Source organism: Streptomyces sp. NPDC088116 (genome assembly GCF_044741745.1).
Lineage (GTDB): Bacteria > Actinomycetota > Actinomycetes > Streptomycetales > Streptomycetaceae > Streptomyces.
The window spans coordinates 459,853-483,161 of the sequence record NZ_JBIUTF010000002.1; the positions used below are offsets into that span (position 1 = coordinate 459,853).

Consider the following 23,309-nt stretch of genomic DNA (forward strand, 5'->3'; position numbering starts at 1 on the left):
AGGTAGCACCGTAGTTCCTACCTGGGTAGCATGGGGAGTATGAAGATCAGTGTGAGCCTGCCGCAGGAGGATGTCGCCTTCGTCGACGAGTACGCGGCGACATCGCGATCCGCGTCGCGGTCCGCGGTGATACACGCCGCGATCGAGCTGCTGCGCGCCTCACAGCTGGAGGCGGACTACGCGGTCGCGTTCGAGGAGTGGGACACGGGCGAGGACGCCGCGTTCTGGGAGCGGACCACGGCCGACGGGCTGGCCGATGCGCAGGGGTGACATCTATCTGATCGACTTCGAACCGGTGTGCGGAAGTGAGGCCGGCAAGGCGCGGCCCGCCGTGATCGTGTCCAACGACGCGGCCAACCGCTCGGCCGAGCGCAGCGGCCGGGGCGTGGTGACGGTGGTGCCGGTCACCTCGAACACCTCCCGTGTCTTCGCCTTCCAGACCATCCTGCGAGCGGCGGAGTGCGGGCTCGCCAAGGACTCCAAGGCCCAGTGCGAACAAGTGCGCGCGGTGTCGCCCGACCGGATGCGGCAGCGGATCGGTGCGGTGCCCCGACAGCGGATGGCCGAGCTCGACGTGGCGCTGCGGCGGCATCTGGCCCTGTGACCGGGCCGGCCCCGCCGGGCGTCCGCTGTGCGGCGGCCGGAGGAACGCGTACGGGCGGGGCGGGACGTCCGTGAGGAGTCCCGCCCCGCCCGTACCGAGCCGGACAGTCGGCTCGGGCGTCAGCCCTTGAGCTCCGCCGCCACCAGCTCCGCGATCTGAACGGCGTTGAGCGCCGCGCCCTTGCGGAGATTGTCGTTGGAGAGGAACAGCGCCAGGCTGTTCTCCGCCGTCTCGTCGTTACGGATCCGGCCCACGTACGAGGCGTCCTTGCCGGCCGCCTGGAGCGGGGTCGGGATCTCGGACAGCTCCACGCCCGGCGCGTCCTTGAGCAGCTCGTACGCGCGCTCCACACTGATCGGACGGCTGAACCGGGCGTTGACCTGGAGGGAGTGGCCGGAGAAGACCGGCACCCGGACACACGTTCCGGAGACCTTCAGCTCCGGGATCTCCAGGATCTTGCGGGACTCGTTACGGAGCTTCTGCTCCTCGTCGGTCTCGAAGGAACCGTCGTCCACGATCCCGCCCGCGAGTGGCACCACGTTGAACGCGATGGGGCGCTGGTAGACACCGGGCTCCGGGAAGTCGACGGCCGCGCCGTCGTGGGTGAGCTTGTCCGCCTCGGCGACCACCTTCTGCGCCTGGCCGTGCAGCTCGGCGACACCGGCCAGGCCCGAGCCGGACACGGCCTGGTAGGTGGTGGCGATCAGCGCGGTCAGCCCCGCCTCGTCGTGCAGCGGGCGCAGCACGGGCATGGCGGCCATCGTGGTGCAGTTCGGGTTGGCGATGATGCCCTTGGGGCGGTTCTTGATCGCGTGCGGGTTGACCTCGGAGACGACCAGCGGGACCTCGGGGTCACGGCGCCAGGCGGAGGAGTTGTCGATCACGACGGGGCCCTGCGAGGCGACCTTCTCGGCCAGTGCCCTGGACGTGGCGCCGCCCGCGGAGAAGAGCACGATGTCGAGCCCGGAGTAGTCGGACGTGGACGCGTCCTCGACCGTGATCTGCCGGCCCTGCCACTCGATGATGGAGCCCGCGGACCGGGCGGAGGCGAAAAGCCGCAGCTCAGCGACGGGGAAGCCCCGCTCGGCCAGGATGCTGCGCATGACCGTGCCGACCTGACCGGTGGCTCCGACAATTCCGACCTTCACTGGGGCTCCTTCACTCGCGACTGTCCCGGGAACGCGTCCCATCATGATGCGTATGTCCCGGGTCCGCTTGTCCAATCCTCTGTCCGAGGGGCGGGACGGTGCCGGTTACGTCACACAGCGCAGCCGGAAGCCGCCCATGGAGGCGCCCGTGCGCCACCGCCGATCACGCATGGTCACCGGCCGGGTCCGCCGAGGGACCGGAGAAGGCTGTTCAGGCCTGGTGCGGCGTCCGTGCGATCTACCCTCGCGGGATGAACCAGGAGCTACGAGTGGCGGCCTACGCCGTGTGCGTACGGGACGAGCGGATCCTCCTCGCACGCTGGGTGGCGAGCGACGGCACCAAACGCTGGACCCTCCCGGGCGGCGGGATGGAACACGGCGAGGACCCCTTCGACACCGTGATCCGTGAGGTCGAGGAGGAGACCGGCTACGTCGCCGAGATGACGGCGCTGCTCGGTATCGACTCGATCCGCCGCCGCTACCCCCGCAAACTGGGCCTGTTCGCCGACTTCCAGGGGCTGCGCATCGTCTACGAGGGCCGTATCACCGGTGGTTCGCTGCGCCCCGAGATCGAGGGGTCCACCGACCTGGCCGCCTGGCATCCCCTCGACGCGGTCCACGGTCTCGACCGTGTCGAACTGGTCGACATCGCGCTGCGGTTGTGGCGCGAGCGGCCCTTGCTCGGCCGTGCCGTCGCCAACGGCTGAAAGTGGGTCAACCCTCCCCGAGCCGGGCAACTCCGCCCGCGGGGACGGAGTCCTGTCCGCCGATCGCACGCGCAGACCATTGATCGCACGCGCAGACAATCGCACGCGCAGACAGGGGAGTTCGCATGGCAGCAGGTACGGACCGTTCGACCGGCGAGACCCGCCCGCCCCACCTGACCCGACCGGCCCGAGCGGTCGGCCCGACCCGGCGGGTCCGGCTCCTGCGGACGGGGGCGCTGGTGGCGGCGGCCGTCGTGAGCACCGTGTTCGTGGGCCCCGCCACGGCCGTCCCGGCGACGGGTGTTCATGCGGAGGGCGTCCAGGCGGCGGAGGACACGAGAGCCGCCCACACCGCCACGCGGCGGGCGCTCGAAGCCGCCGTGGAGCAAGGCGTCCCCGGAGCGGTGGCCACGGTCCGGGACGGCTCCGGCGGCTGGAGCGGCGACGCCGGAGTGGCGGACCGTACGACCGGCCGCGAGCGTGGGGCGCAGGATCGTTACCGCGTCGGCTCCATCACCAAGACCTTCGTCGCCACCGTGCTCCTCCAACTGGAGGCCGAGGGCCGGCTGAGCCTGGACGACACCGTCGATTCCTGGCTGCCGGGGGTGGTGAGCGGTCACGGCCACGACGGGCGCACGATCACCGTGCGGCAGTTGCTCAACCACACCAGTGGGATCTTCTCCTACACCTCGGACCGGGAATTCGCCGAGCGGATCTTCGGGGACGGCTTTCTGGAACACCGCTACGAGACCTGGAGGCCCCTGGAGCTGGTCAAGATCGCCATGGGGCACCAGCCCGACTTCGCCGCCGGCACGAGCTGGCGGTACTCCAACACCAACTACGTCCTCGCCGGGATGGTCGTGGAGAAGGTGACCGGCCGTTCGTACGGCACCGAGATCGAGCGCCGCATCCTGCGCCCGCTGAATCTGCGGGCCACGAGTGTGCCGGGCACCGATGTCACCGTGCCCCGGCCGTCCGGCCGCGCCTACTCCACGCTGGAGTCCGGCGACGGCGCGGAACCTGACGTGAAGATCCACGACGTCACGGAACTCAACCCGACGATCGCGGGCGCGGCCGGCGCGATGATCTCCAACTCGGTCGATCTGAACCGCTTCTACAGCGCGCTGCTCGCGGGCGAGCTGCTGCCCGCGAAGCAGTTCGAGGAGATGACGGACACGGTGGCGACGGGGGACCAGGGCCCGGCCGGCCAACGCTACGGACTCGGCCTCATCCAGCAGAGGACGGCCTGCGGCAAGGAGGTCTGGGGCCACAGCGGGGGGATTCACGGCTCGACGTCCATCGCGGTCACCACCCGGGACGGCCGCCACTCGATCGCCCTGAACTTCAACGCCGACTGGACGGGCAACGCGGGCAAGGTCGTTGACGCGGAGTTCTGCGGCTGACGACGCGGAGGGGCGGTGAGGAGGGCGGCCGTGGCGACGCGGCCGCCCTCCTCACCGTGCCGGGGGCCTCATCGCGGCAGGACGACCACCCGCGCCGCCGGATCCCTGCCGTCCGCCGCCGTCAGGGCCGTACGGACCACCGTCGCCTGCTGCTCCAGCGACTCCCGCAGCTTCCTGGGCGTGAGATGGACGACCGTGATGCCGAGCCGTTCCAGATGCTCGCGTTTGCGGACGGTCGCCGACCACTGCGCGTCGTCGTCGGGCCACTCCCCCTTACGGCCGCCCTGCCGCTGCGCCCGGGTGTCCAGCTCGACGGCGACCGCCTGCTCGGGCCAGTAGGCGTCCGCACCGCCCAGATGCGGTCCGCCCGGCAGTCGCAGGTCGACGTTCCACACCGGGGCGGGCAGCCCGTACGTCCGCACCATCTCGTACAGCCGCCCCTCGGCCAGCGAGCGCCCCTCGGCGAGCAGCGCGTCCACCGCGTCCACCACGTGCGGCCGCACCAGCAGCCCGGACTGGTTCAGTTCCCGTACGAGCGCGGCCGGTTCGCAGTGCCCGCCGCGTACCGTCTCGGTCAGCAGCCCGACCACGGAGTCGGCGTCGGACAGCTCGGCGACCGCGTCGGCCACCGCACGCCCCACGGGCGCCACCGGCACTCCCTCGATCTGTTCGGACCAGGGCAGGGCGTGGGCGCGGATGATCCGGGCGCAGCCCGTGGACCGCAGCCGCCGGGTGCGCGGTACGAGCACGTTGATGTGCGTGAGGGAGGGCAGTGAGGGGGTCGACGAGAAGCCGTGCAGCGCCAGAGCCGCGAGGCCCGTGATCATCACCCCGCTGTACGGGGGCGCGGTCGACGCCCGGGACTCGGACGGCCGCCGGGCCGACTGCGGCCCGGTCTGTGCCGGCACCTCCTTGGCGCCCTCCGCGCTCGGCCGCACCGCGTACAGCAGCACCGCGCGCAGCCGCTCCTCGCTGGTCGGTGTGCCCGTGTGCAACACGTAGACCCCCGGCAGCAATTGCTGCCAGGGGCCGCCGGGCCGGCACCGGGCGGCGACCCGGCCGGCCGGGACGCCGTGCTCGCGCAGCTGCGCGAGGGAGAGCACGCGGTGCTGGACGTCACCGGAGAGGTTGGTGAGGAGGAGGGGAACGGCTGGGGCATTGTTGTTCATGTCCCGGGATCTCCCCATGCCTCACCCGACCTCAACCCTTGTTACGCCTTCATCGACAAAACCGGACAAGTTCGGCTTAAAGTACGGGAGTTCGACGGCCGATCAGGATGCCCACCCGGATGTCCGGGCAACCATTTTTCGCCCGTTCAGCCCGTTCAGCCCGCTCGGCCCGTTCGGTCTGTTCAGTCTGTTCAGTCCGTTCGGTCCGCCAGCCCGTGCAGCCCGCTCGGTCCGTTCAGCCGGCCGTCGCCGCCGCCGCGGCGTCGCACTCCTGCCCGCGCAGCGACCGTGCCAGATCGTCACCCGCCTCCAGCACCAGCCTGCGCAGCGCGGGCGCCGAGTCCTGGTGCGTGTCGAGCCAGGCGTGCGTCGCGTCCAGCGTCCGGCGGTCCCCCTGAAGCCCCGGGAACAGCCCCCGCACCACCACCATGGCGATCTGGATCGAACGCTCCCTCCACACCCGCTCGATCGCGTCGAAGTACGTGGCCGCGTACGGCGCGAGCAGCTCCCGCTGGCCGGGCTGTGTGAAGCCGGAGATCGTCGCCTCGACCAGCGCGTTCGACAGCGCGTCCGACTCGACGACCTGCGCCCAGGCCTGCGCCTTGACCGCGGCCGAGGGCCGGGCCGCCAGGCAGCGCATCTGGTGGCGCTTGCCCGACGCCGTGTCGTCCAGGGCCAGTTCGGCCGCGATGACCGACTCGTCGGCGAGGCCGTGCGAGGCCAGCGGCTCCAGGAAGGCCCAGCGCACTTCCTGGTCGACGGTGAGCCCGTCGATCTTCGCCGTACCGTCCAACAGCCCCCGCAGGAGCTGGAAGTCCGACTCCGTCGTCGCGACCGACGCGAAGAAGCGGGCCCAGGTCAGCTGGTGCTGGCCGGCCGGCTCCGCCGTCCGCAGCTCACGCAGCGCACCCTCGGCCAGCAGCCGTCCGCCCTCCTCGCGCCAGTGCGGCGTCGCGTAGTGGGTGAGCGCGGAACGCGCCCAGGCGTGCAGCATCTGGAGCACGCCGATGTCCGTCTCGCGGCCCGCGTGGGTGAGCACCAGCGCGATGAAGTCCCGGGCCGGCATGAGCGCGTCCCGCGTGAGGTTCCACAGCGCGGACCAGCACAGGGCGCGCGCGAGCGGGTCGGCGAGGTCGCCCAGACGCGCCCGCAGGGTGTCCAAGGAGCCCGCGTCGAAGCGGACCTTGCAGTACGTCAGATCGTCGTCGTTGACGAGGATCAGTTCGGGCTTCTCGGTCCCGGCCAGCTCGGTGACGACGGTACGCGGCCCGGCCACGTCCGTCTCCGCCCGCGCGTACCGCACCAGCTCGCCCTCCGGCGTACGCCGGTACAACCCGATGGCCACCCGGTGCGGCCGCAGTTCGGGGTGCGACTCGGGGGCGTCCTGCACGACGGCCAGCTCGGTGATCCGGTCCTGCGCGTCGTACAGCACCTGCGGGGTGAGCGAGTTGACCCCGGCGGTCTGGAGCCAGGAACGCGACCAGTCCGCCATGTCCCGCCCGGAGGTCTCCGCCAGCACGGACAGCAGATCGCCCAGCCGGGTGTTCCCGTACGCGTGCCGCTTGAAGTAGCGCCGCGCGCCCTCCAGGAACGCGTCCTTGCCGGCGTACGCGACCAGCTGCTTGAGCACCGACGCGCCCTTGGCGTACGTGATGCCGTCGAAGTTCAGCTTGGCGTCCTCCAGATCACGGATGTCGGCCGTGATCGGATGGGTGGACGGCAGCTGGTCGGCGCGGTAGGCCCATGACTTGCGGTTGTTGGCGAAGGTGATCCAGCCGTCGGTGAAGCGGGTGGCCTCCACCATCGAGAAGGTCCCCATGAAGTCCGCGAAGGACTCCTTCAGCCACAGGTCGTCCCACCACCGCATGGTGACCAGGTCGCCGAACCACATGTGCGCCATCTCGTGCAGGATGACGTTGGCCCGGCGCTCGTACGACGCCCGGGTGACCCGGCCGCGGAAGATGTACTCCTCGCGGAAGGTCACCAGACCGGGGTTCTCCATCGCGCCCAGGTTGTACTCGGGCACGAAGGCCTGGTCGTACTTCCCGAAGGGGTACGGGTAGTCGAAGTGGTCGTGGAAGAAGTCCAGGCCCTGCTTGGTGATCAGGAAGACGTCGTCCGCGTCGAAGTGCCGGGCGAGCCCCTTGCGGCACATCGCGCCGAGCGGGATCTCCAGGACCGTGCCGTCGTCGAACGTACGCCGGTAGGAGTCGGTCACATAGTGGTACGGGCCGGCCACGACGGCCGTGATGTACGTCGAGATCGGCTTCGTCTCCGCGAAGTGCCATGTGTTGGCACCGGGGGTGTCACCGGGCGTGTCACCGGGCTCGGCGCTCGGCCGGGCGCTCGGAGTGCCCGCGCCGTTGCCCCAGACCGTCCAGCCCTCGGGCGCGGTCACCTCGAAGCGGTACGGCGCCTTGAGGTCCGGCTGCTCGAAGTTGGCGAAGACGCGGCGGGCGTCCGCCGGTTCGTACTGCGTGTACAGATAGACCTCGCCGTCCTCCGGGTCGACGAAGCGGTGCAGGCCCTCGCCGGTCCGGCTGTACGCGCACTGCGCGTCCACCACCAGCACGTTCTCCGCCTGGAGGTTCTCCAGCGCGATACGTGAGCCGTCGAAGACGGCGGCCGGGTCCAGAAGGGTCCCGTTGAGGGTCACCGCGGTCACGCTCGGTGCGATCAGATCGGCGAAGGTGGCCGCCCCCGGCTCCGTGCAGCGGAACCGGATCGTCGTCACCGAGCGGAAGGTGCGCGGACCGCCCGGACTCTCCGGCGTGCCGCTGTCCCGCGCATCGGCGCCGGGCGCACCGCCGTCCGGCGTCGCGTCGACCGCCGAGCGCAGGTCGAGGGCGACCTCGTACCCGTCTACGGACAGCAGGCCCGCCCGCTCGCGGGCCTCGTCGCGGGACAGATTCTCACCGGGCACGGTCACTCCTTCGTGGCTCGCCTTCAGGGCACGTTCAAAACCGGACCGATCCTCGCATGTGCCACTGACAGCCGGTATCCGGGAATGCCTTCCACGGTCCGGCACGTTTGTGCTGAAGAGGCGTACCGCAGCCGTGATGAGGAGAGAGATGTCCGACAAGACCCCTGTTGATTTCTGGTTCGATCCGCTCTGCCCCTGGGCGTGGATGACCTCGCGCTGGGTCCTCGAAGTGGAGAAAGTCCGTGATATCGAGGTCCGCTGGCATGTGATGAGCCTGGGGGTCCTCAACGAGGACAAGCTGGACCAGCTCCCCGAGGAGTACCGGGAGCACATGCTCCCCGGCGGCAGGTCCTGGGCCCCGGTCCGTGTGGTCATCGCCGCCCAGCAGCTCCACGGCGACGAGGTCCTCGGCAAGCTCTACACCGCGCTCGGCACCCGTTTCCACAACCAGGGCGAGGGCCCGACCCGCGAGGCGATCGCCGGCGCCCTGGCGGATGCCGGACTGCCCGCCGATCTGATCGACTACGCGGACTCCGACACGTACGACACCGAACTGCGCGCCTCCCACAAGGAAGGCATCGACAAGGTCGGCCAGGAGGTCGGCACGCCGGTCATCGCCGTCCCCGGGGCGGACGGCGAGCAGGTCGCCTTCTTCGGCCCGGTCGTCACGCCGGCGCCCAAGGGCGAGGAGGCCGCGAAGCTCTGGGACGGCACGCTGATGGTCGCGTCGATCCCCGGCTTCTACGAGATCAAGAGGACCCGTACCCAGGGCCCCATCTTCGACTGACGGGCCTGTTCGACCGACCGACCCCCGGACCGGCCTCGTCGCCGGACGCCGTCACCGGGACTCTGTCACCGGAACGTGGAAGGACCCCCGCGAGTCATGTCCTCGCGGGGGTCCTTCGTCATTCCGCCTGCCGGTGAAGGTTGAGAAGACGATCACGAGCAGGACGTCTGCCTGTCCCGCCCACGGGGGCGGGCGGCGGAGTCAGGGGCCCTACGGCACCAGCAGCAGGTTGTTCGCGCGCTCCTTCGCCGCGGCGTAACGCTTCGCCACGTCCTGCCAGTTGACGACCTCCCACATCGCCTCGATGAAGTCCACCTTCTGGTTCTTGTACTGGAGATAGAAGGCGTGCTCCCAGGCGTCGAACACCAGGACCGGCACCGATCCCTGGCCGACGTTGCCCTGGTGGTCGTAGACCTGCTCGACGATCAGGCGCGCGCTGACCGGCTCGTACGCGAGGACTCCCCAGCCCGATCCCTGGGTGGTCGCGGCGGCCTTGGTCAGCTGGGACTTGAAACCGGCGAAGGATCCGAAGGACTCGGCGATGGCGTCCGCGAGTTCGCCGACACCGTCCGCTGCCAGCGGTTCGCCGCCGCCGTCGCCGGTCATGTTGTGCCAGTAGACCGAGTGCAGGATGTGGCCGGAGAGATGGAAGGCGAGGTTCTTCTCCAGAGCGTTGATCGCTCCCCACGACTCCTTGTCGCGCGCCTCCGCCAGCTGTTCGAGGGTGTCGTTGGCGCCTTTGACGTAGGCCGCGTGGTGCTTGTCGTGGTGCAGCTCGATGATCTGCGGGTTGATGACCGGTTCGAGCGCCGCGTAGTCGTACGGAAGTTCAGGAAGCGTGTACATGGCCATGTGTCCGGGCCCTCCGACCTCTTATTGCACATCTTGTGCAAGTGCACGCTAGCAGCAAGTGTGTGGACGTGATCGCTGTGACACCTCCCGCACGGGCTCGATCGACTCCTTGAACGGCCTCGATCGACGTGGATCTCCGACAACCTCCCGGCCTCCGCTCTGTCGGTGACCGACGGTGTCCCGGCCCGCACCGGTGGGCTAACGTCGGGCTGTTCCGAACCCTCCCCACGCCCGCGGAGTCCCCATGAGCGCTGTCGCCGCCACCCCCCGAACCGGAGTCGTCCTCGCCGACCTGCTCCCCGCCACCCGTACCCGGGACATCGCCCTGGTCGCCGGGGGAGCGGTGCTCACCGGTCTGGCGGCGCAGATAGCCGTCCCGGTTCCCGGCTCGCCCGTCCCGGTCACCGGCCAGACCTTCGCCGCGCTGCTCGTCGGCACCGCCCTGGGCGCCCGCCGCGGTTTCCTCTCGCTCGCCGTCTACACCCTGGTCGGGATGGCCGGCGTGCCGTGGTTCGCCGACGGCAGGTCCGGCCCCGGCGGCGCCTCCTTCGGCTATGTCCTCGGCATGCTGCTCGCCGCGACGGTGGTGGGGGCGCTGGCCCGCCGGGGCGGTGACCGCTCCGTACTGCGTACGGCCGGGACGATGGTGGTGGGCTCCGCGGTCACCTACGCCGTGGGCGTGCCCTACCTCGCGATGTCCGCCGGCCTGTCACTGAGCGCAGCGGTCGCGGCCGGACTGGTTCCCTTCCTGCTGGGTGACGCGCTCAAGGCGGCACTGGCGATGGGTGCGCTGCCCACCACCTGGAAGCTCATCGGCCGCCGCGGCTGACGCCGTTCGTGGTCCGTTCCCTCGTTTTCCCCTTCACCGGAAGCGGTTCGCCGGGTCGTGGGCGGCCTTCAGCCCGGCGAGCCGCCGCTCCGTCTCCGCGCCGTACAGGCCCTCCGTACGGGAACCGTCGGCGAAGCCGAAGTTGCGCGAACGCCCCACGGCCAGCGGGGCGAGCCGCCCGAACACCTCGTCGTACAGTCCCCGGACCGTTCCCGGATCCGTCCCGTCCAGCGGTGACAACACCCGTACCAGGAAGCCCGCTTCGCGGTGCGGCACGGCATTGGGCACGTCGGGCTCCTTCGCGAGCGCGCCGCCCAGATGGTTGATCTGGACGACGCACATCATCGGCGCGCCGGGACCGGTCGGCGCCAGTACGTCCAGGAGCGCGTCGGCTTCCAGGGTCCGGAGCATCGCGCTGTCCCCGTAGTACGCGTGCGGGTGCTCGGGATCGCTGTGGATGGACGCGGATTCGGTGTACGGCATCTCCCGCAGCGAGTCGCTCAGCGCGGGCCCGACGGCCCGCAGCGGTGCCACCAGCCGCTCGCCCGTCGCCTCCGTCCCGGTGTGGGCCACCCGTACGGACACGGTGTACCGGCCGCGCAGCGGCTCCGGCACCATCGGCAGATCCGGGAACTCCATCACGGACAGGCTCGACGTCACCGTGTCCGGCACGGTCCGGGTCCACTCCAGATACGTCCGCACCACCTCGCCCACCAGTTCACCGCCGAAGAGCAGCGAGCCCCCGTAGAGCCGCGCGACCGGTACGAGGCCGATCTCCAGCGCCGTCACCACCCCGAGGCCGTGCCCGCCGCCGCGCAGCGCCCAGAACAGCTCGGGTTCGCTCTCCTGCGTGACGCGCAGCGACCGGGCGTCCGCGGTGACGAGATCGAGGGCGCGCACATGGTCGGCGGCGTATCCGTACTCCCGCGCCAGCAGCCCCAGCCCGCCGCCCAGGGTGTACGAGACGGCGCCGATGCCGGGCGCGGAACCGTTCGGCGGGGCCAGGCCGTGCGGCGCCGCCGCCTCGATGACCTGCCGCCAGCGCACGCCCGCCTCGATCCGCGCGGTGCGCGTGCTCGCGTCGATCCGTACGCCGTCCATCCGCCGGGTGGTGATCAGGACGCCACCCTCCGAGGCCCCCGGCAGCCCGTGGCCCGTCGCCTGGACGCGGACGGGCCACGCGTGGGCCGCCGCGTGCGCGACGGCGGCCCGTACCTCCTCGGCGTCGGTGGCGCCGACGACCAGCTCCGGGCGCGGGGTGAAACCGGTCTGGAAGCCCGCGACTTCGGCTTCGTAGCCGGGATCGCCGGGACGGAAGAGGGCGGTGGTGTCGCGGAAACCGACGGTGGCGCGGTTGTCGGACATGAGTGAGGCTCTCCGTTCGCTCGGTGGGGGTCCACTCGGTGCGTACGGAGAGCCTCACGGCATAACCTGACAGTTTCCGTCAGGTTATGACCACTGTTATGACCGGCCGCTTCACGTCCGGTCCATTAACGGCCGGTCCATTCATGTCCGGTCCGTCGCCTCGACCTCGACCGGCCCGGTCGGTCCCGCGTCCTGGAGCGCGCCGGACGCCTGTCCCGGCACCTGCCCCGGTACCCCGGCCGCGGCCTTCTTCTGGCGGGACTCCCGTACCAGCGAGATGCCCACCACGATCGCCGCCACCAGCAGCGACAGCAGCACCTGCTCCCGGCCGGCGTCATCGGTGAGCATGTAGACCAGGATGAACGAGATCATCGCGATGGTCGCCCAGGTCAGATACGGGAAGAGCCACATCCGTACGACCAGCTTCTCCGGCGCCTCGCGCAGGATGATCCCGCGCATCCTCAACTGCGTGAAGCAGATGACCAGCCAGACGAACAGGGCCACGGCACCCGACGAGTTGAGCAGGAACGCGAAGACGGTGTCGGGCCACTGGTAGTTGAAGAAGACCGCGACGAAACCGAAGAGGACGGACGACAGGATCGCGGCCTGCGGCACGCCACGCGAGTTCGTCCGGGCGAAGGCCTTGGGCGCGTCCCCGCGCCGGCCGAGCGAGAAGGCCATCCGGGACGCGGTGTACAGGCCGGAGTTCAGACAGGACAGGACGGCCGTCAGCACGATGACGTTCATGACCTGACCTGCGTGCGGGATCCCGATGGAGTTCAGGGCCGCGACATACGAGCCGTCCTTGGTGATCGACGGGTCGTTCCAGGGGAGCAGCGTCAGCACGACGAGGATCGAGCCCAGGTAGAAGACGGCGATCCGCCAGATCACGCTGTTGGTGGCCTTGGCGACGGCGCGCTGCGGGTCCGAGGACTCCCCGGCCGCGAGCGTGACGATCTCGCTGCCCATGAAGGAGAAGACGACCATCAGGACGCCGGTGAGTATCGCGCCGGGTCCCTTGGGGAGGAATCCGCCGGAATCCGTGAGATGCGCGAAGCCCGCGCCCGGGTTGTCCGATCCCGGCAGCAGCCCGAACACGGCCAGCAGACCGATGACGACGAACGCGGCGATCGCCACGACCTTGATCCCGGCGAACCAGAACTCGAACTCGCCGTAGGACGCGACGGATCCGAGGTTCGTGGCGGTCAGCACGACCATCACGATCAGCGCCCAGGCCCACTGCGGTACGGCGGGCACCCAGCCCTCCAGGATCTGCGCGCCCGCGGTCGCCTCGACCGCCAGCACGACGACCCAGAAGAACCAGTACAGCCAGCCGATCGAGAATCCGGCCCAGCGCCCCAGCGCCCGGTCCGCGTAGGCGGAGAAGGACCCCGAGCTGGGCTGCGCGGCCGCCATCTCGCCGAGCATCCGCATGACGAGCACGACCATCGCGCCGACCAGCGCGTACGACAGCAGAATGGCCGGCCCGGCGGCGGCGATGCCGGAGCTGGACCCGACGAACAGGCCGGCCCCGATCACACCGCCGATCGCGATCATGGACAGATGACGGTTCTTGAGACCGGCCTGGAGGCCGTCGGAGGACTGAGTGTCCCCGGCTTCACCGGGAGTTCTGTCCTCGGTTGAGGGGGGCAGGGAGGCCATGCAGGTGTCCTTACGTTTGCAGTCCGCTCAGCGGGCGAGCTCCCCGCATTGAAGCCGCCGTTTCCCGGAATGCGGAAGGGAATATTCCGTATCTTTACCTGAAGACGGTTGCGGGGACGTTACTCGAAGGGTCACTCGGATGCCGAGCCCCGACCCGCTGACCGATACCCAGCCACACGGCCGTCACACCACGCGTGTCACACTTCGCCCCATGCGCGTGTACCTCGGTTCCGACCATGCCGGCTTCGAACTCAAGAACCACCTTGTGGAGTGGCTCACGGCCCACGGCCACGAGCCCGTCGACTGCGGTCCCCACATCTATGACGCCGAGGACGACTACCCGCCGTTCTGCCTGCGCGCCGCTGAGCGCACGGCGGCGGACGCGGACAGCCTCGGCATCGTGATCGGCGGCTCCGGCAACGGCGAGCAGATCGCCGCGAACAAGGTCAGGGGAGTGCGGGCCATCCTCGCCTGGAGCGAGGCGACGGCGGCCCTGGGCCGCGAGCACAACAACGCGAACGTCATCTCCGTGGGCGGCCGGATGCACACCCGCGACGAGGCGACCTCCTTCATCGAGGTCTTCCTGAAGACGCCCTACTCCGGGGTGGAGCGCCACTCACGCCGGATCGACATGCTCTCGGCGTACGAGACGACGCACGAGCTGCCGCCGGTCCCGGCGCACCACCCGCGGCAGGACTGACAACCCCGGTTCGCTCCGTGCCGCCGGGCCCGGGTCCGGCGGCACAGCCATGCGGCCTCCGGCCGTTCCGCCTGCCGGAAGCCTCCCGGCCACGTGAAGACCTGCTTGAAGACCTACTGAAGACCTACGGAGACGCCGTGCCCGAGGGGCATACGATCCACCGCCTCGCCGAGGACCACCTCGACCGCTTCGGCGGGCGGCCGGCCCGGGTCAGCAGCCCGCAGGGCAAGTTCACCGACAGCGCGGCACTGCTCGACCGCCGGGTCCTGGCGGACGTGGACGCCCACGGCAAGCACCTCTTCCTCGGCTTCGGCGACCTCGGCTGGGTCCATGTCCACCTCGGTCTCTTCGGCAAGCTGGGCTTCGGTACGGCCCCGGCCCCGCCCCCCACCGACACCGTCCGCCTCCGTCTGCTCAACGACGACCACTACGCCGATCTGCGCGGCCCGACCACCTGCGCACTGATCACCGCCCCGGAGAAGCAGTCGATACACGACCGCCTGGGTCCGGACCCGCTGCGCCCCGAGGACGACGGCGAGAAGGCCTGGGCCCGGATCTCCCGGTCCCGCACGACCGTCGCCGCCCTGCTCATGGACCAGAAGGTCATCGCCGGAGTCGGCAACGTCTACCGCGCCGAGGTGCTCTTCCGCGGCGGCATCGACCCGTACCGAGCGGGCAAGGACCTCACCCGACGGGAGTGGGACGGGATCTGGGCGGATCTGGTGGCGCTGATGCGCGAGGGCGTACGGCACAACCGGATCGACACCGTCCGCCCCGAGCACACCCCGGAGGCGATGGGCCGCCCGCTGCGCGTCGACGACCACGGCGGCGAGGTCTATGTGTACCGGCGGGCCCGGATGGCCTGCCACCTGTGCGGTGCCGAGATCCGTACGGAAACCCTCGCCGCCCGCAACCTCTTCTGGTGTCCGGGCTGCCAGCGTCACTAGAGGCCTAGGGCCTGTCCGGCGGATCTTCGCGGGCCCGCGAAGATCCGCCGGACAGGCCCTAGAAGCCGTGCGGCAGCCAGGGCGCGAGATCCGACGCGAAGGCGGCCGATGCCGCCGTCAGCGCGCCGGGGCGCAACTCCGCCACCCGCCCCGCGCGCGCCAGCGCGGTCAGGGACACGCCGCCCAGATACGCGGCGCCCAACTCGTTGACGGACAGCGCCAGATCGGGCTGATCGGACGTGCGCTCGCAGGACGCGCCCCCGGTGTCGCCGGACAGCCGCCAACGCCCCTCGTTCCAGGGGCAGAAGGAGTCCTCCACCTCCAACACCACGTCCAGGGGCGCCCGGTAGGTACGGGCCGCCAGCGCCGCCCCGACCTCCACCGGCCGCAGATACAGGGAGTCCCGCAACGCCAGACCGCAGCGCCGGACATCGGAGACCAGGTACTGGAACGGGTCGTCCACCGGCCGTTCGTGCGCCCTGACCGTCGAGGTCAGATCGATCCCGAAGAGGAAACGCCAGAGTTCCGCGTACGCCACCGGGTCCAGCGCGTACAGATCCCGCAGCTCGATCACGCCCGCGGGGCCCGAAACGTCCCATTGCGGCCTGTTGTGGAAGAGCGTGAACCCCACGACCTCGCCGTGCCGTTCGGCCAGGACACACTGGAGCGCCGACCGGCCGTCCGCGGCCGTCTCGCCGTCCACGACGGGCAGCCGCTCCCAGCCGGGCCCACGGGTGAGCATCCCAGGCCGCTCCGCGACCTCCGCCGCGTACACCGCCTCGCACGCGTCCCGTACGGCCGGGTCATCCGGTTTCACCCGGCGAAGACGTACATCTCCGGGCCCTTCGGGCACCGAGATCCGTACCCGGGCCGTGTCGATCTCGGCGGAGAGCCGCTGGGTCGCGACGCCGTATCCGTACCGTCCGTAGATGACCGGCTCGGACGCCGTCAACACGGCGAGCGGTTCACCCCACGTGCGGACGTCGTCGAGTTGGCGCCGCATCATCGACGTGAGCAACCCGCGCCGCCGGTGGGTCGCCGCCACGCTCACCATCGTCACGCCGGCCGTCGGCACCCGCGCGCCGCCGGGGACGGTCAGCCGGAAGCTGAACGCCCCTGCTGTGCCTACGCATTCGTCCCCGTCCCAGACCCCGATCGCGCGGTCGAACTCGGTGAGATCGCGGTAGAGGGCGCGCTTGCCCGCCGGCTCACCGACACCGCCGAAGGCCAGCTCGAACGCCGAGAACCAGCGGTCCCATTCGGGCGGTTGCAATACCCGCGAATCCGTAGTCATATGCCATCAGTACCAGGCGTGTACGGGCAGGGCGACCCGATTTCGAACGCAATGTCACGGGGGTCCCCCTGCACGGCGTGCACGCGGATCGGTAAGGTCCACAACAATGGCCGGCGTCGCGCGAGCGGATTCGTACTCGGCCCGGATGCGCAAGACGCTGCACCGGGCCCGCACCGGCGTGCGCAAATCCGGGGTCGATTACTTCCGCGGTGACGGCTCCGACTGGATCGCGCTCGTCGGTCTGCTGCTCACCGTCCCGGCGATCGCCCTCACGACGATCGCCATACCCGTGTGGTGCGCGCCCTCCGCGCTCGTCCTCCCGATCGTGGCCGGCGGTCTGCTGCTGCGCCCGTCGAGCCTGCTCAGCCTGTACGCCGCGGCGGCGGCCGCACTGATCATCGAGTCGATGGTCCTCGGCCCGTACCCGGGAGGCCCCGGCCGGGTCACCCCCGGCACGGTGCTGGTGGTGGCGGCCTGCGGTCTCTTCGGGCTGCTGATAGCCCAGTTCAGAGCCAGGGTCGGGGTGCCCTGGCGGCGCGGCGGGACGATGCTCTTCGACCTTCGTGAACGCATCCGGGTCCAGAGCGCCCTGCCCCGCCTCCCGCAGGGCTGGCACCGCGAGATGGCGCTGCGCCCGGCCGGCGGCCAGTCCTTCTCGGGCGACTTCGTCGTGGCGGCCCGTACGAACGGCGACCGCACCCTCGAAGTCGTCCTCACCGACGTCTCCGGCAAGGGCATGGACGCGGGCTCCCGCGCCCTCCTGCTCTCGGGCGCCTTCGGCGGCCTCCTCGGCTCGCTCCCGCCCCACAGCTTCCTCCCGGCGGCCAACGGCTATCTGCTCCGGCAGAACTGGGAGGAAGGCTTCGCCACCTCCATCCACCTCGTCCTGGACCTGGACTCGGGCGACTACGAACTCCTCTCGGCGGGCCACCTGCCCGCCCTCCAGCTCCATGCGGGCAGCGGCCGCTGGGAGGAGAAGTCGGGCGAGGGCCCGCTGCTGGGCGTCTACGACGGAGCCCAGTTCGACCCGGTCAAGGGCTCCCTGCGACCCGGCGATGTGCTGATGCTCTTCACGGACGGCCTGGTCGAGGCGCCGGGCCGCGACCTGGGCGAGGGCATCGACCGCCTGACGGGCGAGGCGGACCGTTATGTCACCCCGGGCTTCGAGGGCGCGGCCTGGCACCTGATCGAGGCGGTGGCGAAGGACGTGAACGATGACCGGGCGCTGCTGCTGATCTGCCGCGCGGCCTGACACCGACAGGGCAGGGCCGGCCGCTCCGAAGCGGCCCGTGGCAGCGAAAGGGCCGCGGCGCTCTGCGCGTCGGGTGACCGGGTGACGGGCGGAGGGCCGCGGCCGGGGAGCGGCTGGGCAGTGTGGTGTCCGGGGGCCTGGCAAGGATGCGAGGAGAGCGAACGTAACGGAATCAGGTCGTCGCCGGTGCCGCCTCTCGTGAGGTATCGCCTCCCTCGGGCGCGCCGCGGCCGTCACCGTCACCGCCGTCGTCCTTGCCGCGGCCCGGCAGGATGCGGGCCAGCCAGTGCGAGCGGCCTGCGGCCAGCGGGCCCAGGACCGCGAGGACCAGGACGTACCCCGCGATGAACGGGGCGAGCCGCTTGTCCAGGCCGGCGCCCGCCGCCATGGTGGCGAGGATCAGGGCGAACTCTCCCCGTGCCAGCAACGTGGTCGAGATGTTCGCCGCCGGCCCGGAGCCGAAGCCGAAGATCCTGGCCGCGGAGACTCCCGCCGCGATGTTCATCACGAGCGTCACCACGACGGCAGCGAGTACGGGCCACAGCACGGTCGGCAGGTCGCCCGGGTTGATCGACAGACCGAAGGCGAAGAAGAAGATCGCGCCGAACGCGTCCCGCAGCGGGTGGACGAGCTTGCGGATCCGGTCGCCCGACGTCGTACCGCCGAGCATGAGGCCGACCATGAACGCGCCGATCGCGTCCGCGACCCCGAACCACTCGGAGACACCGGCCACGAAGACGGCGATCCCGAGGAAGGAGATGACCAGCAGCTCGTCGTCCTTGGTGGCGACGAACCGGCCGACGACCCTGGTCCCGTACCGCGCGGCCAGCGCGAGCAGCAGCAGGAAGCCGAAGGCCTTGCCGCCGTCCATGAGGGCGGCGGAGAGGCTGTCCGCACCCGAGAGGATCGGCTGGAGAGCGGCGAGGTAGAGGGCCAGGAAGATGTCCTCGACGACGATGATGCCGAGGATCGGTTTCGTCTCCGGGTTGCCGATACGTCCCAGGTCGACCAGGACCTTGGTGACGATCGCGGACGAGGAGATGCCGAGGACACCGGCGAGCACCAGCGCCTCCGACGTGCCCCAGCCGAGGGCGAAGCCGAAGCCGAGGCCGGCGCCCACGTTCAGCGCGAGATACGCACCGCCGGCGAGGGCCATCTTCCGGCCGCCCGCCTTGAGGTCGTCCAGATGGAATTCCAGGCCCAGGTAGAAGAGCAGCAGCACCAGGCCCAGAGCGGAGAGCATCTCCAGGTCGTGCGGGTCGGAGACCAGCACGATGCCGGGGGTGTGCGGGCCGAGGAGGATCCCGGCCAGGATGAACAGGGGGATGGTGGGCAGTTCGATACGCCCGCCGAGTCGGGCGAGTACGGCGGCGGCGAGGAAAGCGCCGCCCATGGCTATGAGGGTCTCTGCGTGTCCGATGGGATCGTTCCTCCATCAAGTCAAGGAAGCGTCAAGGAATCGTCAGTAATTAGTTTACCAAAGGATTACCTGACGGCCCGTCATACAGCGGATCCCGGGTCGCCTCGTCGTGCTGGACGAGGCGACCCGGGATCCGTGTCGCTGAGAAGTGCGCGTGGACGCGCGTCAGTTGCCGGGGCTTACGAGCGGGACTCCGAGGTGGCGACGGATACCAGCTCGGGGGCGGGTCCGGTGGCGCTGTCGGGGGCGGCGACCGGAGCGCGGCCCGTCTCCTTGGTCGCTGTCGCTGTCGCTGTCGCCGCGGTCGCCGTCCGGGCGGAAGCCGGAGCCGGCGCCTCGTCCCGGGTGAACGCCCACTTCATCTCGGGCTCGGTCGCGAAACGCAGCAACCGCCGCACGGGAGGCGAGCACAGCGCCGTCACCGCGACGGCGGCCGCGAGGGACAGGGCGACCTTCCCGGCGGGTTCCTTCAGCCAGGGGTAGGTGTCGAAGACCCCGGCGAAGTTGGCGCCCTTGATCAGGAATCCGTGCAGCAGGTAGCCGCAGATCGTGCCGGCGCCCAGCGCGGTGAACCAGGTCCGGCGACCCGGCACCCAGGCCAGGAATCCGGCCGTGAGCAGCAGGGAGCAGCCGAAGAGCGCGAACGTCATCACCGGGCCCGCCCACCAGGGGGAGTCCAGCTCCTGGGCGCTGCTGTTGTGGTAGAGCCAGCCGTTGCGCATCCGGGTCGCGGCCCAGTACGAGAACACCAGCGCGCCCGCGAACAGCGGCACGGCCAGCAGCCGTACCTCGCGCCGCCGGACCATCTGGAAGTGCTCGGGCTTGAGGCACAGACCCACGACGAAGTACGGCGCGAACTGGAGGACACGCTGGAGGTCGAGGTCATCACCGATGCTCGGGGTGAGCGACGCGAGCGAGGCGATGACCAGGGAGACCGCCAGCGGGTGGCGCAGGGAGTTCCAGAGCGGGGTGGTCAGCCGCCAGACGAACAGCGCGATCAGGAACCAGGTGAGGTACCAGGGGTCGAGCAGGCTGACCGGATGGCCGGGGGTGTCGTCCGCGTACCGCTTGAAGAGCGAGTAGGCCGTCTCGAAGACCACGTACGGGACGGCGATGCCGGTGATCATCCGCTTGATCTGGTGGGGGCGGGCGGTGAAGCTCCGCGAGAAGTAGCCGGAGATGACGATGAAGGCCGGCATGTGGAAGCTGTAGACGAACAGATAGAGAGCTTTGGTGGCCCGGCTGCCGTCCATGACGGGTTCCCAGGAGTGCGCCACGGCCACGAGAACGATCGCCAGGTACTTGGCGTTGTCGAAGAACGCGTCTCGCTGGGTGGACGTCGGAGGCCGGTCCGCCGCCGACTTGGCCGACGGCCGACCGGTCGGCATCAGCGTGTCGGCCACCACGGGCGGAGCCGTTCCGGTGGTGGGCTCCGGCTCCCCGATGCGCGGGGACGGGGACGTCTCATATCCATGTGGCGCCTGGAACATTTGAGGCACCCTAGCCCTGATTAATCCAATTCGTAAAACCTCCTGGCCAGGTAGGCGATTCGAATCTGAAACCACCGACAACCGGGCGCTATGCACCAATTAATCGGTACTAAATGGTGCATATCGGCAAGCTGTGCCCTGTGTTGTCACGCCCAGTCAATTGTGTCGCCGACCACCCCGCGGCCCCGCGGAGAATGATCTGTGAATTAACTGTGTGCCCCCTGAATGGGTTGGCTCGAATTCACATCCGTATTTATCGGCCGGATGCCATGCCCCGCACGTGCGAGCCCCCGCGTGCGGGGTGTGGTGCTGGCGAGATTTCGACGGCGATGATTCGTCACCGGGGGCCACATCCGGGGATGTTGATGGCACGATGGTTCGGAACGGGGTGTCCGACGTCGTGCGCTCCGGTCGCTTGGCCAGTCGGACCGACCGAGGGTGTGATCAGTAGTGGCCATTTCACTGTCTGTGGTGCTTCTGTTGGCGATCATCCTTGTGGTGTTCATCCGCGGTGGCTCTCTCAAGGCCGGACCCGCGATCGTCGCGATCCTGTTCGGCTTCTTCCTCGCCTCCACCAACATGGCGCCGTCGGTGAACAGGTTCCTCAACTCGATAGCCGAGACGATCAACCAGATCAGTTTCTGACCGGATCGGTTTCTGTCTGACCGGACCGGATCGGTTTCCGACCGGGTCCGTAAATACCTCCGGCCCGACCCGTGGTGTACACACACGGGTCGGGCCGGAGGCGTTTGGAGCGGGCGACGGGAATCGAACCCGCGTAGCTAGTTTGGAAGACTAGGGCTCTACCATTGAGCTACGCCCGCACACCGTGTGCCGCAGGTCGTGTGACCCGGGCACGAACAACATCGTAGCGGGTCCAGGCCGTTCACCGCACACCCGTACAGACGGAGTGCGCGGGTGCCCGACAAAGGGGCCGACGTGGCGCCCGTGGGCATGTACCCTACGTGTCGCACCGACGGGGTGTGGCGCAGCTTGGTAGCGCGTCCGCTTTGGGAGCGGAAGGTCGTCGGTTCGAATCCGGCCACCCCGACCAGCATTCAAGATCACGTTGTGGGCCTGTTCCTGCTTGCGGTTACTATGCAAGTTGCGTGCCCGCGTGTCTGAAGAGTCTCTGAAGATCTGAGGAACCGGGCCGATTCGCTGGGGCCGCCGCGGTGCGGCGGACACAGCAGAACCCCAGAATCAGCCACCAAGGAGACCGAACCGTGAAGAGCGCCGTGGAGACCCTGAACCCGACTCGGGTTCGGCTCACAGTCGAGGTGCCCTTCGAGGAGCTCAAGGACAGCCTCGACGCGGCGTACAAGAAGATCAACCAGCAGGTCACGGTGAAGGGCTTCCGCAAGGGCAAGATCCCGGCCCGCGTCATCGACCAGCGGTTCGGGCGTGGTGCTGTGCTGGAGGAGGCCGTCAACGACGCCCTCCCGAAGTTCTACACCGACGCGGTCAACGAGGGTGAGCTCAATGTCCTCGGCCAGCCCGAGGTCGACATCACCGAGCTCAAGGACGGCGAGCTGCTGGCCTTCACCGCCGAGGTGGACATTCGTCCCACCATCGAGATCCCGGACTACTCGGGTATCGAGGTCACTGTCGACGCCATCGAAGTCACCGACGAAGAGCTCGAGAAGTCGGTGGAGCAGCTCCGTGACCGCTTCGCCTCCACCAACCCGGTCGAGCGCGCCGCCGCCGAAGGCGACGTCGTGACGATCGACCTGGAGGCCAAGGTCGACGGAGAGGTCCTGCCCGACGGCGTCGCGAGCGCCGTGCAGTACACCATCGGTTCCGGCGAGCTGCTCGACGGCATCGACGAGGCCGTCACCGGCCTGGAGGCCGGTGGCGAGGCCACCTTCACCTCAGAGCTGAAGGGTGGCACCGCCGAGGGCAAGACCGCCGAGGTCAGCGTCAAGGTCACTCAGGTCGCCGCCCGTGAGCTGCCCGAGCTGGACGACGAATTCGCGCAGATGGCGAGCGAGTTCGACACCATCGAGGAGCTGAAGGCCGACAGCCGCAAGCGCCTCGAGAGCTCGAAGCAGTACGACCAGGCCACCCAGGCCCAGGAGCGCGTCCTCGACGAGCTGCTGAAGCTGGCCGAGGTCCCGATCCCCGAGAAGCTGCTCGCGGACGAGATCAACACCCGTAAGCACAACCTGGAGCACCACCAGCTCGGTCAGATGGGCCTCGACCTCGCCAAGTACCTGGAGATCCAGGGCAAGACCGAGGAAGAGTTCGACGCCGAGACCAGGGAGCAGGCGGTCAAGGGCATCAAGACCCAGTTCATCCTCGACGAACTGGTCAACAAGGAGAAGCTGAACGTGAACCAGGAGGAGCTCACCGAGCACCTCATGCGTCGCGCGCAGTCCTCCGGCATGTCCCCCGACGAGTTCGCCAAGGCGGTCGTCGAGGGTGGCCAGGTGCCGATGCTCGTCGGCGAGGTCGCCCGCGGCAAGGCGCTCGCGGTGGTCGTCGAGGCCGCCAAGGTCGTCGACACCAACGGTGAGCCGGTCGACCTCGAGGACGACGAGGACGAGACCGCCGAAACGGTCGAGGCCTCCTCCGACGAGGACGCCACCGAGGCCGACGCCCCCGCCGAGGCTGCCACCGAGGCCGCTGAAGGCAAGGCCGACGACAAGGCCGACGACAAGGCCGACAAGACCGAGGCCTGAGCGGTCTCGTTCCGACCGCGAGTCGCGAGGGTCCCGCCGCGAGGATCCGATCGTGAGGATCCGGCGGTTCGCGTGG

20 protein-coding genes and 2 tRNA genes are annotated in these 23,309 nt (G+C 69.7%); 12 read left to right on the top strand and 10 right to left on the bottom strand.

The annotated features are described in order from the left end of the window. Positions 1-39: 39 nt before the first annotated feature. On the top strand, positions 40-270 hold the full coding sequence (locus ACIOJD_RS08355) for a type II toxin-antitoxin system ParD family antitoxin (protein ID WP_401909792.1): 231 nt from the start codon (positions 40-42) through the stop codon (positions 268-270). Next, positions 257-604 carry a type II toxin-antitoxin system PemK/MazF family toxin gene (locus ACIOJD_RS08360; protein ID WP_401909794.1) on the top strand — a complete coding sequence of 116 codons (348 nt, stop codon included), beginning with the start codon at positions 257-259 and terminating at the stop codon, positions 602-604. The genes ACIOJD_RS08355 and ACIOJD_RS08360 overlap by 14 nt, the downstream gene beginning before the upstream one ends. Positions 605-723: 119 nt before the next feature. Here ACIOJD_RS08360 and ACIOJD_RS08365 read toward each other — a convergent pair whose 3' ends face one another. Then, positions 724-1,752, bottom strand: coding sequence for an aspartate-semialdehyde dehydrogenase (locus ACIOJD_RS08365; RefSeq protein WP_401909797.1), 1,029 nt, complete (start codon positions 1,750-1,752; stop codon positions 724-726). 251 nt (positions 1,753-2,003) lie between these two features. On the opposite strand from ACIOJD_RS08365, the gene ACIOJD_RS08370 reads away from it, so the two are divergent. Both ACIOJD_RS08370 and ACIOJD_RS08375 read left to right on the top strand, forming a co-directional pair. Further along, complete coding sequence (locus tag ACIOJD_RS08370; RefSeq protein WP_401909800.1) at positions 2,004-2,459, top strand: NUDIX hydrolase; 456 nt, start codon at positions 2,004-2,006, stop codon at positions 2,457-2,459. Between the two features lie 125 nt (positions 2,460-2,584). Continuing rightward, a complete protein-coding gene (locus ACIOJD_RS08375) occupies positions 2,585-3,862 on the top strand; it encodes a serine hydrolase domain-containing protein (protein ID WP_401909803.1) in 1,278 nt (425 codons plus the stop codon). 68 nt (positions 3,863-3,930) lie between these two features. On the opposite strand, the gene ACIOJD_RS08380 is transcribed toward ACIOJD_RS08375, so the two are convergent. Beyond that, entirely contained in the window at positions 3,931-5,031 is a 1,101-nt protein-coding gene (locus ACIOJD_RS08380; protein WP_401909805.1) for a hypothetical protein, read from the bottom strand. A 235-nt stretch (positions 5,032-5,266) separates the two neighbouring features. Continuing rightward, entirely contained in the window at positions 5,267-7,954 is a 2,688-nt protein-coding gene (pepN, locus tag ACIOJD_RS08385; protein ID WP_401909808.1) for an aminopeptidase N, read from the bottom strand. A gap of 148 nt (positions 7,955-8,102) precedes the next feature. Here pepN and ACIOJD_RS08390 point away from each other — a divergent pair, with 148 nt between their 5' ends. Further along, on the top strand, positions 8,103-8,741 hold the full coding sequence (locus tag ACIOJD_RS08390) for a DsbA family protein (protein WP_401909811.1): 639 nt from the start codon (positions 8,103-8,105) through the stop codon (positions 8,739-8,741). 210 nt (positions 8,742-8,951) lie between these two features. Here ACIOJD_RS08390 and ACIOJD_RS08395 read toward each other — a convergent pair whose 3' ends face one another. Continuing rightward, complete coding sequence (locus tag ACIOJD_RS08395) at positions 8,952-9,593, bottom strand: superoxide dismutase (protein ID WP_401909814.1); 642 nt, start codon at positions 9,591-9,593, stop codon at positions 8,952-8,954. Between the two features lie 244 nt (positions 9,594-9,837). Between ACIOJD_RS08395 and ACIOJD_RS08400 the strand changes: the two genes are divergently transcribed. Beyond that, positions 9,838-10,422, top strand: coding sequence for a biotin transporter BioY (locus ACIOJD_RS08400; RefSeq protein WP_401909817.1), 585 nt, complete (start codon positions 9,838-9,840; stop codon positions 10,420-10,422). A 33-nt stretch (positions 10,423-10,455) separates the two neighbouring features. Here ACIOJD_RS08400 and ACIOJD_RS08405 read toward each other — a convergent pair whose 3' ends face one another. Together ACIOJD_RS08405 and ACIOJD_RS08410 are read right to left on the bottom strand one after the other, a co-directional pair. Next, the gene (locus ACIOJD_RS08405; protein ID WP_401909820.1) at positions 10,456-11,787 is read right to left on the bottom strand and encodes an FAD-binding oxidoreductase; all 1,332 of its coding nucleotides are present in this window, start codon (positions 11,785-11,787) and stop codon (positions 10,456-10,458) included. A 141-nt stretch (positions 11,788-11,928) separates the two neighbouring features. Continuing rightward, on the bottom strand, positions 11,929-13,449 hold the full coding sequence (locus ACIOJD_RS08410; RefSeq protein ID WP_401909822.1) for an amino acid permease: 1,521 nt from the start codon (positions 13,447-13,449) through the stop codon (positions 11,929-11,931). A gap of 211 nt (positions 13,450-13,660) precedes the next feature. Between ACIOJD_RS08410 and ACIOJD_RS08415 the strand changes: the two genes are divergently transcribed. Then, the gene (locus ACIOJD_RS08415; protein WP_401909824.1) at positions 13,661-14,149 is read left to right on the top strand and encodes a ribose-5-phosphate isomerase; all 489 of its coding nucleotides are present in this window, start codon (positions 13,661-13,663) and stop codon (positions 14,147-14,149) included. A gap of 137 nt (positions 14,150-14,286) precedes the next feature. Then, positions 14,287-15,096: an Fpg/Nei family DNA glycosylase gene (locus ACIOJD_RS08420; RefSeq protein WP_401909827.1), complete on the top strand. Its 810-nt coding sequence runs from the start codon at positions 14,287-14,289 to the stop codon at positions 15,094-15,096. Positions 15,097-15,154: 58 nt separating this feature from the next. Here the strand turns inward: ACIOJD_RS08420 and ACIOJD_RS08425 are convergent, their stop codons facing one another. Next, the gene (locus ACIOJD_RS08425; RefSeq protein ID WP_401909830.1) at positions 15,155-16,390 is read right to left on the bottom strand and encodes a GNAT family N-acetyltransferase; all 1,236 of its coding nucleotides are present in this window, start codon (positions 16,388-16,390) and stop codon (positions 15,155-15,157) included. 106 nt (positions 16,391-16,496) lie between these two features. Between ACIOJD_RS08425 and ACIOJD_RS08430 the strand changes: the two genes are divergently transcribed. Next, on the top strand, positions 16,497-17,642 hold the full coding sequence (locus ACIOJD_RS08430; RefSeq protein ID WP_401909833.1) for a PP2C family protein-serine/threonine phosphatase: 1,146 nt from the start codon (positions 16,497-16,499) through the stop codon (positions 17,640-17,642). A 172-nt stretch (positions 17,643-17,814) separates the two neighbouring features. Here ACIOJD_RS08430 and ACIOJD_RS08435 read toward each other — a convergent pair whose 3' ends face one another. Then, on the bottom strand, positions 17,815-19,035 hold the full coding sequence (locus ACIOJD_RS08435; RefSeq protein WP_401909835.1) for a cation:proton antiporter: 1,221 nt from the start codon (positions 19,033-19,035) through the stop codon (positions 17,815-17,817). A 206-nt stretch (positions 19,036-19,241) separates the two neighbouring features. Further along, positions 19,242-20,552: an acyltransferase family protein gene (locus ACIOJD_RS08440; RefSeq protein WP_401909838.1), complete on the bottom strand. Its 1,311-nt coding sequence runs from the start codon at positions 20,550-20,552 to the stop codon at positions 19,242-19,244. A gap of 450 nt (positions 20,553-21,002) precedes the next feature. Here ACIOJD_RS08440 and ACIOJD_RS08445 point away from each other — a divergent pair, with 450 nt between their 5' ends. Next, on the top strand, positions 21,003-21,197 hold the full coding sequence (locus ACIOJD_RS08445) for a hypothetical protein (protein WP_401889354.1): 195 nt from the start codon (positions 21,003-21,005) through the stop codon (positions 21,195-21,197). A 105-nt stretch (positions 21,198-21,302) separates the two neighbouring features. On the opposite strand, the gene ACIOJD_RS08450 is transcribed toward ACIOJD_RS08445, so the two are convergent. Next, a tRNA-Gly gene (locus ACIOJD_RS08450) sits at positions 21,303-21,376 on the bottom strand. Positions 21,377-21,529: 153 nt separating this feature from the next. Between ACIOJD_RS08450 and ACIOJD_RS08455 the strand changes: the two genes are divergently transcribed. Together ACIOJD_RS08455 and tig are read left to right on the top strand one after the other, a co-directional pair. Next, positions 21,530-21,606 (top strand) — tRNA-Pro (locus ACIOJD_RS08455). Positions 21,607-21,778: 172 nt separating this feature from the next. Continuing rightward, positions 21,779-23,233 carry a trigger factor gene (tig, locus tag ACIOJD_RS08460; protein WP_401909840.1) on the top strand — a complete coding sequence of 485 codons (1,455 nt, stop codon included), beginning with the start codon at positions 21,779-21,781 and terminating at the stop codon, positions 23,231-23,233. Positions 23,234-23,309: the final 76 nt, after the last annotated feature.

Excerpts from the sequence above, each read along its gene's own strand:
- ACIOJD_RS08355 (WP_401909792.1), top strand. The coding sequence starts at position 40 with ATGAAGATCAGTGTGAGCCTGCCGCAGGAGGATGTCGCCTTCGTCGAC.
- ACIOJD_RS08360 (WP_401909794.1), top strand. The coding sequence starts at position 257 with ATGCGCAGGGGTGACATCTATCTGATCGACTTCGAACCGGTGTGCGGA.
- ACIOJD_RS08370 (WP_401909800.1), top strand. The coding sequence starts at position 2,004 with ATGAACCAGGAGCTACGAGTGGCGGCCTACGCCGTGTGCGTACGGGAC.
- ACIOJD_RS08375 (WP_401909803.1), top strand. The coding sequence starts at position 2,585 with ATGGCAGCAGGTACGGACCGTTCGACCGGCGAGACCCGCCCGCCCCAC.
- ACIOJD_RS08380 (WP_401909805.1), bottom strand. The coding sequence starts at position 5,031 with ATGAACAACAATGCCCCAGCCGTTCCCCTCCTCCTCACCAACCTCTCC.
- ACIOJD_RS08390 (WP_401909811.1), top strand. The coding sequence starts at position 8,103 with ATGTCCGACAAGACCCCTGTTGATTTCTGGTTCGATCCGCTCTGCCCC.
- ACIOJD_RS08395 (WP_401909814.1), bottom strand. The coding sequence starts at position 9,593 with ATGGCCATGTACACGCTTCCTGAACTTCCGTACGACTACGCGGCGCTC.
- ACIOJD_RS08400 (WP_401909817.1), top strand. The coding sequence starts at position 9,838 with ATGAGCGCTGTCGCCGCCACCCCCCGAACCGGAGTCGTCCTCGCCGAC.
- ACIOJD_RS08405 (WP_401909820.1), bottom strand. The coding sequence starts at position 11,787 with ATGTCCGACAACCGCGCCACCGTCGGTTTCCGCGACACCACCGCCCTC.
- ACIOJD_RS08410 (WP_401909822.1), bottom strand. The coding sequence starts at position 13,449 with ATGGCCTCCCTGCCCCCCTCAACCGAGGACAGAACTCCCGGTGAAGCC.
- ACIOJD_RS08415 (WP_401909824.1), top strand. The coding sequence starts at position 13,661 with ATGCGCGTGTACCTCGGTTCCGACCATGCCGGCTTCGAACTCAAGAAC.
- ACIOJD_RS08425 (WP_401909830.1), bottom strand. The coding sequence starts at position 16,390 with ATGACTACGGATTCGCGGGTATTGCAACCGCCCGAATGGGACCGCTGG.
- ACIOJD_RS08430 (WP_401909833.1), top strand. The coding sequence starts at position 16,497 with ATGGCCGGCGTCGCGCGAGCGGATTCGTACTCGGCCCGGATGCGCAAG.
- ACIOJD_RS08435 (WP_401909835.1), bottom strand. The coding sequence starts at position 19,035 with ATGGGCGGCGCTTTCCTCGCCGCCGCCGTACTCGCCCGACTCGGCGGG.
- ACIOJD_RS08440 (WP_401909838.1), bottom strand. The coding sequence starts at position 20,552 with ATGTTCCAGGCGCCACATGGATATGAGACGTCCCCGTCCCCGCGCATC.